Here is an 11532-nt window from a genome sequence, read left to right as displayed (position 1 = left end):
ATGTCCTCCTCTCCCGTGGCCGTGTGAGTGTCCACAGTATGCGGAGGAACATCGTTTCTGCCCGTGTTGCCCCTGCCGTGCGACGGCCGTGCGACGGCTGCGGGGCGGCTGCGGGGAGGTTCGAGACCAGGTCCGGCGGGACGGCCTAAGCCTCTTCCGTGCGCCCCCGGCGCAGCATCGCGAAGCCCAGCCCCGCGGCGCCGATCGCCGCGATGCCGCCGCCCGCGCCGAGCAGCAGCACGCCGCCGCCGGGGCCGTCGGCCAGGGTGTGCAGGCGCAGCGCCTCGGCGGGACGGGAGGAGCCCGCGCGGACGGCCACGGAGGAGGCGGGTACGACCACCCCGTCCCGGCTCGCGGTCTTGTGCCCGGCGCCGCCGACCGCGTGCCCGGCGGTGGGCACGTCGTCCCCGACCCAGGAGCTGAGCCGCCCGTCGGCCTGCAGCGCGAGGTGCAGCTTTCCGGCGTCGCCGAAGCCCGCGATGCCGTCGCTGCTGGTCAGGGTGGCGGTCTTGGTCCCGTCGGCGGTGAGCACGTCGGCCTGGAAGGCGCCCTTGGCTACGCGGTAGACCTTCGCCTTGGAGAAGCCGTCCGCGAGGGAGAGGGTCTGGACCAGGGTCCGCTGAGGAGTCGCGGCGTGCGCGGAAGAAGCGGCCGGCACCCCCTCGGCGAGCGCGGCGGCCGTCGGGAACGCCAGCAACGTGCCGGCGCACGCGGCCACGGCGGCGGCGCGTACGAGAGTGCGGCGGCTGCGGCTCACGGTGTTCACGGGGGCGCCCTTCGGTATTGGTCAGGCCCTGGTCAGGCCCTGGTCGGGCCCTGGTGTGTCCAGGTGGGATAAACGTAAGCAACGGCCGTTGCGGTTGGGCCGCGCATTTGTAACAGCCGTACGGCAGCGACCCGACGGAGTCGTTACACGGCGGGATGTCGGGCCGCGCCCTCGGCGACGGGACATGACATGGCGCGACCGGGGGATTGCCGCCGGGCGCCGGGGCTGCTCCCATGGACGGCGGGGGTGAGGACGATGGCTACGCGGGGACTCGCAGTGGCGCCGGGCGGCCGGCCCGGCCGGGGGCGGTTGTACGTCAATCTGCCCGACGGCCGGGCGGTGGCCTGGTACGACCGGAAGGCCAACCGGATCAGCGTGCTGGCGGACGAGCGCAGGGAGGAGATCCTGACGGCCCTGCGCCCGTACCTGAGCGGAACGGTCTCCATCGGCCCGCCCCCGGTTCCCACGGCCGCGGACCTGCGTCGCCTGGCCCTGCGGCCCGACGACGACCTGGCCCCGAACCGTCCCGGGGAGGCCCTGCTCGGCGAGCTGGCCCACGGCTCCGCCGGCACCCGCGCCCGGCTCCGGCTCCGCCAGGAACTCGCGGCGCAGCAGCGGATCGGCGAGGTGCTGGACGGGCTGTCGGAGTCCGATGACTGGCGGGTCCTTCACTCCCTCGGCGGGATCACGGACCACCTGGTGATCGGCCCGCCGGGCGTCTTCTGCGTCCGCGCGGTGCCGGGGCGCCGGCAGCGCGTAGTGGTCGGCGACCTCCTCCTCACGGTGGGCCGCGCCGAACCCCGCCCGGACCCGCGCGCATGCCGCCGAGCGGCGGCGTATGCGACCCGCGCCCTGTCGGCCACGGTGACCCCGATCCTGGTGGTGGCCGACGCGTCCCGGGTGGACGTGGCCCCCACGCTCCGCGACGTCCGGGTCCTGACCCCGCCGACGCTGACTCCCTTCCTGACGGCTGCTCCCACGACGCTCAAACCTCCGGACGTGGAGGCCCTGTTCGCGGCGGCGCGCGACTGGACGACTTGGTCGTAGCCGCGCCGTCGTTGCCTGGGGATTCCGTTCCCGCCTGCGGCGGTGGCCTTGCGGACCGGGCTGCTGCGGCGCCGTTTCCGTCTGCGGCGCCGTGGCCGCGCCTCAATCGCCGGCGGGGCTTGATTTTGGTGCCGCGCCGCTGCCCTGGTGCGGGGCCGCGCCTGTGCCACTGCCGCACCGTTGCCAGGTGCGGGCCGCGCCTGTGCCGCTGGCGCGCCGCCGCCTGGTGCGGGCCGTGCCTGTGCCGCTGGCGCGCCGTGCCCGTCTGCCGCGCCGTTGCCGGGGGCGCTGCCCCCGGGCCCCCGCGCCTCACCACGCCGGCGGGGCTGACCTGGCTTCGTTGGTGGGCCGGGGCCGCTGCGGATGTTCGTCTCGGCTCGCGGAGCCTCTCGGAGTCGGACAGTGCCTGCGGTGGTGCCCGCTCGGCCTCGACTCACAACCGCAGCACCCCCGACCCACCAGCCACACCTTCGAAACCCGTCGGCCAACTCCCTTCGGGAGCAGCCCACACGACCAGAGACCGGCCCGACAAATTTCAGCCCCGCCGGCGTTTGAGGCGCGGGGTCTGGGGCGGAGCCCCGCCTTCAGCCCGTCCCGGGGGCACCTCCCAGCGGTAGCTGGGGGAGTTTGAGGACCGGGTCCGGGCAGCGCCCGGGGAACGGTGGAAGGGCGGGTAGGGGACACGCCCCGCGCAGCGGAACACCCGCAGCCCGGCGCCGGCATCGCGCAGCGACAGACGGCCGGGGGCCCGTAGCTCCGCGCTGGCCGGGGCAGGTCCCGCGGCGGCGGCACCCGCACGCGCAGCAACCGGCGGCGGCATCCGCAGCGGCCGAGTCGGGCTCCGCGCAGCGGGGTGGCGGCGGGGTCAGGCCCCGACGGCATCCGGCCCCGGAGCCGCCGGCAGCGGCGTCGGTACGACATCCGCGTGTTGGACGTTCGCCGTCGCCGGCGGCAAGCCGTCCGGCCAGTCCTGGCCCCAGCCACTGGCCATGGCCACACCCAGCGCAAGCGCACTCAGTGCCGCCACGGCAAGGTACATCCGAGGTGTCGTCATGCGCGGAGCATCCCAGCCGACTGCCGTCGGAGGGAAGGGTTCGGGCGTAGCGGGCCGCAACCGCGGCCACCGCCCGCGTCCACCCCGCCGGTTCGGGATCCGGAGTGCCGGCGGTGGCGAGCTCCCCGCACGCAGACCCGTACCTCGGGCTCCGTCGGATCAGAGCGGTCCGATCGCCTCGGTCAGCGCCTGCGGGCGCTGGTCGACCGGCAGGTGGTCGACGAACCGGACCCGGCAGCCCAGCGCGGCGGCCCCCGCGTCCGCGACGCGGTCGTCGCCGACCATGAGGACGTCGGCGGGAGCCGGTCCGAGCGCGTCGCAGGCGGCCTGGAAGAGCCGGGGGTCCGGCTTCTGGACCCCGTGTTCGAAGGAGAGCAGGTAGGCGTCGACCAGGTGGTCGATGCCGTGGGCGCGGAAGACGGGGCGCAGGTCCCAGCCGATGTTGCTGACGATGGCCACCGGGATGCCGCGCTCGCGCAGGGTGGTGAGGGTGCGCACCGTGTCGGCGTAGGGCCGCCAGGCCGCGGGGGTGCGGTGGCGGTCGTACAAGGCCTCGTACAGGGCGTCTTGGCCAGCCTCGTGCCCGGCTTCGGACGGGTCCGCGCGGGGCAGCTCCACCTGGCGGGCCAGGGCGGTGTACACGGCCCGGTGCTGCTCGTCGCCCAGGTCGCGCTCCCGCCACAGGGAGGCCAGGTGGGGCGGCAGCGCGCGGGGGTTGGCGCCGCCGGGCAGGGCTCCGGCCTCCTCCAGGCGGGCGGCGCAGGCGAGGAGTTCGGCCTCGGGCACGGAGATCGCGGCCTCCGTCAGCACCGCGCGGAGCCAGTCCTCGGTGGGTTCGATGCGGAAGAGGGTTCCGGAGAAGTCGAACATCACGCCCTTGATCATGTCGCCGATCCTCGTCGCGGCACCGGTCCCGCGCAAGGGTGCGTGAAGTGGACGGTCTCAAGTCGGCGCAATGGGTGGTGGGTTGAGGTGGGTTGGGGCGGGTCTCCGGTGGGCGGGAATCGGTTCCGGAAAATCATGCAAGCACGCTTGATTGTTTTCTCGCGGGCTGTCACGCTTCCCCCACGCCGAGAAGGGGAGCGCACCCGTGCCCGATCCGTCCGTTGTCGCCGTCTTCGTCGATCTCCGCGAGGAGGGTCGTGAACTCGACGCCCTCGTCGCGGAGTTGTCCCCGCCGGGCTGGGCCGAGCCCACGCCCGCACCCGGCTGGAGCGTCGCCCACCAGATCGCCCACCTGCACTGGACCGACCGGGCCGCGCTGCTCTCCCTCACCGATGCCGCCGCCTTCGCGGGCATGGTCGAGGAGGCGCTGAAGGCCCCCGACTCCTTCGTCGACGCGGGCGCCGAGGAGGGTGCCGCGCTGGCGCCCGCCGAGTTGCTGGCCCGCTGGCGGGCCGGTCGTACCGCCCTCGACGCGGCCCTCGCGACGGCCTCGCCCGAAGCCCGGTTCCCCTGGTACGGGCCGCCGATGAAGGCCGCGTCGATGGCGAGCGCCCGTCTGATGGAGACCTGGGCGCACGGCCAGGACGTGGCCGACGCGCTCGGCGTGCGCCGCGTCGCGACGGACCGGCTGCGGCACGTGGCACGGATCGGGGTGCGGGCGCGCGACTACGCGTACGCGGTACGGGGGCTGGCGGCGCCCGTGGGGGAGTTCCGGGTCGAGCTGACGGCACCGGAGGGGGCCGCCGCCCCCGACGAGCTGTGGACGTACGGGCCCGCCGACGCGCCCCAGCGCATCACCGGCCCGGCGCTCGACTTCTGCCTCCTGGTGACCCAGCGGGCCCACCGCGCCGACCTGGCCCTGACGGCGACCGGCCCCGACGCCGAACGCTGGCTCGACATCGCCCAGGCCTTCGCGGGCCCGGCGGGTCCGGGCCGCGAGCCGGGGGCCTCCCGATGACGACGGGACCCGGCGGCCCCCGCCGGCGGCCCGGCAGGCCGCTGCTGATCGGCAACGCGTCCGGCTTCTACGGGGACCGCTTCGGCGCGCTCCGCGAGATGCTGACCGGCGGCCCGCTCGACGTGGTCACCGGGGACTACCTGGCCGAGCTCACCATGCTGATCCTCGGCCGCGACCGTCTGAAGGACCCGGACCTCGGCTACGCCAAGACCTTCCTGCGCCAGCTGGAGGAGAGCCTGGCCCTCGCGCACGAGCGGGGCGTACGGATCGTCGCGAACGCGGGCGGGCTGAACCCGGCGGGACTGGCCGAAGCCGTACGGGCGCTGGCCGCGAAGCTGTCCCTGCCCGTCACGGTCGCGCACGTGGACGGCGACGACCTGATGCGGCAGCAAGGGAACACCGGTGGGTACGGGGAGAGCGGCGCGCTCACCGCGAACGCCTACCTCGGCGGCGCCGGAATCACCGCCTGTCTGCGCGCGGGCGCGGACGTGGTGGTGACCGGCCGGGTCACGGACGCGGCGCTGGTGAGCGGTCCGGCGGCATGGTGGTTCGACTGGGCTCCGGATGACCACGACCGGCTCGCGGGGGCGGTGGTGGCCGGCCACGTGCTGGAGTGCGGGACGCAGGCGACGGGCGGCAACTACGCCTTCTTCACCCGGCACGACGTGTCCCGGCCCGGGTTCCCGCTGGCGGAGATCGCGCGGGACGGGTCTTCGGTCATCACCAAGCACCCGGGCACGGGCGGCGCCGTGACGGTCGGCACGGTCACGGCGCAACTGCTGTACGAGACCCAGGGCGTCCGCTACCTCGGCCCGGACGTGACGGCCCGTCTGGACACGGTCCGGCTGTCCCAGGCCGGTCCGGACCGGGTCGCCGTCTCGGGCGTACGGGGCGAGGCGCCGCCGGAGACCCTGAAGGTGGGCGTGACCCGGATCGGCGGCTGGCGCAACGAGGTGGTCTTCGTGCTGACGGGCCTGGACATCGAGGCGAAGTCGGCGCTGGTCCGGGCGCAGCTGGCGCCGCTCCTCTCCTCCGTGGCTTCCGTCGCCTGGACCCTGTCCCGCACGGACCACGAGGACGCGCGGACGGAGGAGACGGCCAGCGCGCTGCTCCGGCTGGTGGTCCGCGACCCCGATCCGGACCGGGTGGGCCGGGGGCTCACCTCGGCGGCGGTCGAGCTGGCGCTCGGCAGCTACCCGGGCTTCCACGTCACCGCCCCGCCGGGACCGGCCCAGCCGTACGGGGTCTTCGCCTCGGACTCCGTCCCCGCCGCCGACGTCCCCCACACGGCCACCCTCCCGGACGGCACCCGCCTGGATCTTCAAGCCCCGCCGGAGTTTGAGGCGCGGGGGCCCGGGGGCGGAGCCCCACAAGGGGTCGGGGCGGAGCCCCGGCCCGGGGGTCCGGGGGCCGTGCCCCCGGATTCGGGAAGGGGCGGGGCGGGGGAGAGCCCCGCAGGGCCCACCACCCGCGCCCCCCTCGGGGCACTGGCCGGGGCCCGCAGCGGCGACAAGGGCGGGGACGCCAACGTCGGGGTGTGGGTCGAGACCGACGCCGCCTGGAGCTGGCTCCGCGACACCCTCACCGTCGAGGCCTTCCGGGCGCTGCTCCCCGAGACGGCCCCACTGGAAGTGACCCGGCACGTGCTGGCGAACCTCCGCGCCCTGAACTTCACCATCACCGGCGTCCTCGGCGACGGCGTCGCCTCCGGCCACCGCTTCGACCCCCAGGCCAAGGCCCTCGGCGAATGGCTCCGAGCCCGCCACCTCGACATCCCCGTCCACCTGCTGCGCGAAGCCGCGCTTCCCGAAGCCGAAGCCCCGCTCCCGGAAGCCGGGGCCCCGCTCTCCGAGGCCCCGCTCCCCGAGACCGACCCGGAGGGGACCCCGTGACCCGCCTCAAGACCGCCGTCGACCCGCTCGCCCCCGAGCACGCGCAGGCCCGTAGCGCCGCCCTGGAGCGGATCGCCGAGCTCGACTCCGCGCACGGGGCGGCCCTCCAGGGGGGCGGGGAGAAGTACACCGCCCGCCACAAGGCCCGGGGCAAGCTCCTGGCACGGGAGCGGGTCGAGCTGCTGCTCGATCCGGACACGCCCTTCCTGGAGCTGTCCCCGCTGGCGGCCTGGGGCAGCGACTACCCGGTCGGCGCCTCCATGGTCACCGGCATCGGCACGGTCGAGGGCGTCGAGTGCCTGGTCACCGCCAACGATCCGACCGTGCGCGGCGGGGCGAGCAATCCGTGGACGCTCAAGAAGGCCCTGCGGGCCAATGAGATCGCCCGCCAGAACCGGCTCCCCTGCATCAGCCTCGTCGAGTCCGGCGGCGCCGATCTCCCGTCCCAGAAGGAGATCTTCATCCCGGGCGGCGCGATCTTCCGCGACATCACCCGGCTTTCGGCGGAGGGCATCCCGACCGTCGCCGTGGTCTTCGGCAACTCCACCGCCGGGGGCGCGTACATCCCCGGCATGTCCGACCACACCATCATGATCAAGGACCGTTCCAAGGTGTTCCTCGGCGGTCCGCCGCTGGTCAAGATGGCCACCGGCGAGGAGAGCGACGACGAGTCCCTCGGCGGAGCCGACATGCACGCCCGGACCTCCGGCCTCGCCGACTACTACGCCCTCGACGAGTACGACGCCATCCGCCAGGCCCGCCGGGTCGTCGCCCGCCTCAACCACCGCAAGGCCCACCCCGATCCGGACCGGGCGCAGGAGCCGCTGCACGATCCCGAGGAGCTCCTCGGGATCGTCCCGGCCGACCTGAAGACCCCCTTCGACCCCCGTGAGGTCATCGCCCGCATCGTCGACGCCTCCGACTTCGACGAGTTCAAGCCGCTCTACGGCACCAGCCTGGTCACCGGCTGGGCCACCCTCCACGGCTATCCGGTCGGCATCCTCGCCAACGCCCAGGGGGTGCTGTTCAGCGCGGAGTCGCAGAAGGCCGCCCAGTTCATCCAGCTCGCCAACCAGCGCGACATCCCGCTCCTCTTCCTCCACAACACCACCGGCTACATGGTCGGCAAGGAGTACGAGCAGGGCGGCATCATCAAGCACGGCTCGATGATGATCAACGCGGTCTCCAACTCCCGGGTCCCGCACCTGTCCGTCCTCATCGGGGCGAGCTACGGAGCCGGCCACTACGGCATGTGCGGCCGCGCCTACGAGCCCCGCTTCCTCTTCGCCTGGCCCAGCGCCAAGTCCGCCGTCATGGGGCCCGCGCAGCTCGCCGGGGTGCTGTCCATCGTGTCCCGGCAGTCCGCCGCCGCGAAGGGGCTGCCATACGACGACAAGGCTGCGGAGGCCGACGCCGGCATGCGCGCCTTCGTCGAGGCCCAGATCGAGGCGGAGTCCCTGCCGATGTTCCTGTCCGGGCGGCTGTACGACGACGGGGTCATCGACCCGCGCGACACCCGCACGATCCTCGGCCTGTGCCTGTCGGCCGTCCACAACGCCCCCGTCGAGGGCGCCCGTGGCGGCTTCGGCGTCTTCCGGATGTGAGCCCCCAGATGACCCTGACCCCGAAATCCGTGACCCTGAACTCCGTCCTCGTCGCCAACCGCGGCGAGATCGCCGTCCGTGTCTTCCGCACCGCCCGCGCGCTCGGCCTGGCCACCGTCGCCGTCCACTCCGACCCCGACTCCGAGGCCCTGCACGTCCGCGCGGCCGACGCCGCCGTACGGCTGCCGGGCGCGGCCCCCGCCGACACCTACCTGCGCGGCGACCTGGTCATCAAGGCCGCCCTCGCGGCGGGCGCCGACGCGGTCCACCCCGGCTACGGGTTCCTCTCCGAGAACGCCGGCTTCGCCCGCGAGGTCCAGGCCGCCGGGCTCGTCTGGGTCGGCCCGCCGCCCGCCGCCATCGAGGCCATGGCGTCCAAGACCCGGGCCAAGGAGCTGATGCGCGCCGCCGGGGTCCCGCTCCTGGACCCCGTCGACCCGGCGACCGCCACCCCCGCCGACCTGCCCCTCCTCCTCAAGGCCGCGGCGGGCGGCGGAGGGCGCGGGATGCGGGTCGTACGGGACCTGGACGCGCTCAAGGAGGAACTGGAGGCCGCCTCCGCCGAGGCCCGTTCCGCCTTCGGTGACGGCGAGGTCTTCGCGGAGCCCTACGTGGAGCGGGGCCGGCACGTCGAGGTGCAGATCCTCGCCGACTCCCACGGCACCGTCTGGGCGCTCGGCACCCGCGACTGCTCCCTCCAGCGGCGCCACCAGAAGGTCATCGAGGAGGCCCCGGCGCCCGCCCTGCCCGAGGCCCTGCGCGCGAGCCTGCACGAGGCGGCCGTGGCCGCCGCGCGCGCGGTCTCGTACCAGGGCGCGGGCACCGTGGAGTTCCTCGTCACCGCCGACGGGCGTCCGTACTTCCTGGAGATGAACACCCGCCTCCAGGTGGAACACCCGGTCACCGAGGCCGTCTTCGGGCTCGACCTCGTCGCGCTCCAGCTGCGGATCGCCGAGGGCGCGGCCCTGCCGCTGACCCCGCCGCAGGCCGTGGGCCATGCCGTCGAGGCCCGCCTCTACGCCGAGGATCCCGCCCTGGACTGGCGTCCGCAGACCGGGGTGCTGCACACCCTGGCCGTCCCCGGAGAGGTCCGGGTGGACACCGGGTTCGCCGACGGGGACACCGTATCCGTCCACTACGACCCGATGCTCGCCAAGGTCGTCGCCCACGCCCTGACCCGCGCCGAGGCCGTCCGCGCCCTCGCCTCGGCCCTCGCCGGAGCCCGGATCCACGGGGTCACCACCAACCGCGAGCTCCTCGTACGGTCCCTGCGGCACCCGGAGTTCGCGGCCGCGCGCCTCGACACCGGGTTCTACGAGCGCCACCTGCCTCTCCTCACCGAAACCGACCCGGAAGACCCGGCGCCCGCCCTCTCCGCACTGGCCGCGGCCCTCGCCGAGGCGGCCCCCGCCCCGCACGCCCCGCTCGCCGTCCGGCTCGGCGGCTGGCGCAACCTCCGCTCCCAGCCGCAGAGCCGCCGGTACACGGTGGGCGGGACGGAGCACGAGGTCCGGTACCACCCCGCCCGCAGCGGCCCCCCGGAGCTCGTGGACCGGCCCGGGATCCGGGTCCTGGCTGCCACGCCGGAGCTGGTCACCCTCGAAGTCGAGGGCGTCCGGCGCGTGTTCCACGTGAAACGTAATTCGAACACCTCGGGTGCAGGGAGCGTCGTCGGGGCCGAGATCTACGTCGACTCGGTGCTCGGCGCCCACACCCTGACCCCCGTACCTCGGTTCGCGGACCCCCAGGACCGCACCGAACCGGGCTCCCTGCTCGCCCCCATGCCCGGCACCGTCGTCCGAGTCGCCGAGGGCCTCGCCCCCGGCAGCCCCGTCACCGCCGGGCAGCCCCTGCTCTGGCTGGAGGCGATGAAGATGGAACACCGCATCCTCGCGCCCGCCTCCGGCACGCTCACCGCGCTCCACGCCGTCACCGGCCAACAGGTCGAATTCGGCGCCCTGCTCGCCGTCGTCCAGGAGGAATCGTCAGCATGAGCAACACCGTTGTTGCACCTTTTGTCCTCGAAACTGAAGAGCACCAGGCCCTGCGCGCCGCCGTAGCCGCCCTCGGGCAGCGCTACGGCCGCGAATACCTCGCCCGCGTAGCCCGCGAGGGCGGCCACCCCGACGAGCTGTGGGCGGACGCCGCCAAGCTCGGCTACCTCGGCGTCAACCTCCCCGAGGAGTACGGCGGCGGAGGCGGTGGCATCGCCGAGCTGTCCATCGTCCTGGAGGAGCTCGGCGCCGCCGGCTGTCCGCTGCTGATGATGGTGGTCTCGCCCGCCATCTGCGGCACGGTCATCGCCCGCTTCGGCACCGAGGCCCAGAAGCGGGAATGGCTCCCCGGCCTCGCCGACGGTACCCGCACCATGGCCTTCGGCATCACCGAACCCGACGCCGGCTCCAACTCCCACCGCATCACCACCACCGCCCGCCGCGACGGCGACGACTGGATCCTGACCGGCCGGAAGGTCTTCATCTCCGGCGTGGACATCGCCGACGCCACCCTCGTCGTCGGCCGCACCGAAGACGCGAAGACGGGCCGGCTCAAGCCGTGCCTGTTCATCGTCCCGCGCGATGCCCCCGGCTTCTCCCGCTCCGTCATCGACATGGAGCTCCAGGCCGCGGAGAAGCAGTTCGAGCTGGTCCTGGACGAGGTGCGGCTCCCCTCCTCCGCCCTGGTGGGGGACGAGGACGCGGGCCTCCTCCAGCTCTTCGCCGGCCTCAACCCCGAGCGCGTCATGACCGCCGCCTTCGCCATCGGCATGGGCCGCTACGCCCTGGCCAGGGCGGTGGACTACGCGAAGACCCGCCAGGTGTGGAAGGACCCCATCGGCGCCCACCAGGCCATCGCCCACCCGCTCGCGGCCTCCCACATCGAGCTGGAGCTCGCCCGCCTGATGATGCAGAAGGCTGCCCGCCTGTACGACGCGGGCGACGACATGGGCGCGGGCGAGGCCGCGAACATGGCCAAGTATGCGGCTGCCGAGGCCTGCGTCCGGGCGGTGGACCAGTCCGTCCACACCCTGGGCGGCAACGGCCTCACCCGCGAGTACGGCCTGGCCGCCCTGATCGTCGCCTCCAGGGTCGCCCGGATCGCCCCCGTGAGCCGCGAGATGATCCTGAACTTCGTCTCCCACCAAACCCTGGGCCTGCCGAAGTCGTACTAGCCGCGTGCGGCGCCGTCGCCGGGGACCAGCCCCCGGACCCCCGCGCCTCAAACGCCGGCGGGGCTGGATTTTGGCCGGCGCTGGCTGATTCCAGCCT

The 11532-nt window shown here is 74.2% G+C and carries 8 protein-coding genes; 6 read left to right on the top strand and 2 right to left on the bottom strand.

What is annotated here, in order from left to right:
* Positions 1–145: 145 nt before the first annotated feature.
* The gene (locus tag ACFXDJ_RS29185; protein ID WP_384657285.1) at positions 146–766 is read right to left on the bottom strand and encodes a hypothetical protein; all 621 of its coding nucleotides are present in this window, start codon (positions 764–766) and stop codon (positions 146–148) included.
* Positions 767–1021: 255 nt separating this feature from the next.
* On the opposite strand from ACFXDJ_RS29185, the gene ACFXDJ_RS29180 reads away from it, so the two are divergent.
* A complete protein-coding gene (locus ACFXDJ_RS29180; RefSeq protein WP_384657283.1) occupies positions 1022–1813 on the top strand; it encodes a nuclease-related domain-containing protein in 792 nt (263 codons plus the stop codon).
* A gap of 1213 nt (positions 1814–3026) precedes the next feature.
* Here the strand turns inward: ACFXDJ_RS29180 and ACFXDJ_RS29175 are convergent.
* Positions 3027–3752 (bottom strand): HAD family hydrolase, encoded by a 726-nt coding sequence (locus ACFXDJ_RS29175; RefSeq protein ID WP_384663776.1) that lies wholly within the window; start codon positions 3750–3752, stop codon positions 3027–3029.
* A gap of 205 nt (positions 3753–3957) precedes the next feature.
* On the opposite strand from ACFXDJ_RS29175, the gene ACFXDJ_RS29170 reads away from it, so the two are divergent.
* The 5 genes from ACFXDJ_RS29170 to ACFXDJ_RS29150 are packed head-to-tail and all read left to right on the top strand — an operon-like array spanning position 3958 to position 11435.
* The gene (locus ACFXDJ_RS29170; RefSeq protein ID WP_384663774.1) at positions 3958–4770 is read left to right on the top strand and encodes a TIGR03084 family metal-binding protein; all 813 of its coding nucleotides are present in this window, start codon (positions 3958–3960) and stop codon (positions 4768–4770) included.
* A complete protein-coding gene (locus ACFXDJ_RS29165) occupies positions 4767–6662 on the top strand; it encodes an acyclic terpene utilization AtuA family protein (protein WP_384850839.1) in 1896 nt (631 codons plus the stop codon). The genes ACFXDJ_RS29170 and ACFXDJ_RS29165 overlap by 4 nt, the downstream gene beginning before the upstream one ends.
* A complete protein-coding gene (locus ACFXDJ_RS29160; RefSeq protein ID WP_384850837.1) occupies positions 6659–8266 on the top strand; it encodes an acyl-CoA carboxylase subunit beta in 1608 nt (535 codons plus the stop codon). The genes ACFXDJ_RS29165 and ACFXDJ_RS29160 overlap by 4 nt, the downstream gene beginning before the upstream one ends.
* Positions 8267–8274: 8 nt before the next feature.
* Complete coding sequence (locus ACFXDJ_RS29155) at positions 8275–10260, top strand: biotin carboxylase N-terminal domain-containing protein (RefSeq protein WP_384663410.1); 1986 nt, start codon at positions 8275–8277, stop codon at positions 10258–10260.
* Positions 10257–11435 carry an acyl-CoA dehydrogenase family protein gene (locus tag ACFXDJ_RS29150; protein ID WP_384663409.1) on the top strand — a complete coding sequence of 393 codons (1179 nt, stop codon included), beginning with the start codon at positions 10257–10259 and terminating at the stop codon, positions 11433–11435. The genes ACFXDJ_RS29155 and ACFXDJ_RS29150 overlap by 4 nt, the downstream gene beginning before the upstream one ends.
* The last annotated feature ends 97 nt before the right edge of the window (positions 11436–11532 follow it).

Origin of the sequence: Streptomyces sp. NPDC059443 (assembly GCF_042750105.1) — a bacterium.
GTDB lineage: Bacteria > Actinomycetota > Actinomycetes > Streptomycetales > Streptomycetaceae > Streptomyces.
This window is presented reverse-complemented; position numbering and strand designations above follow the sequence as displayed.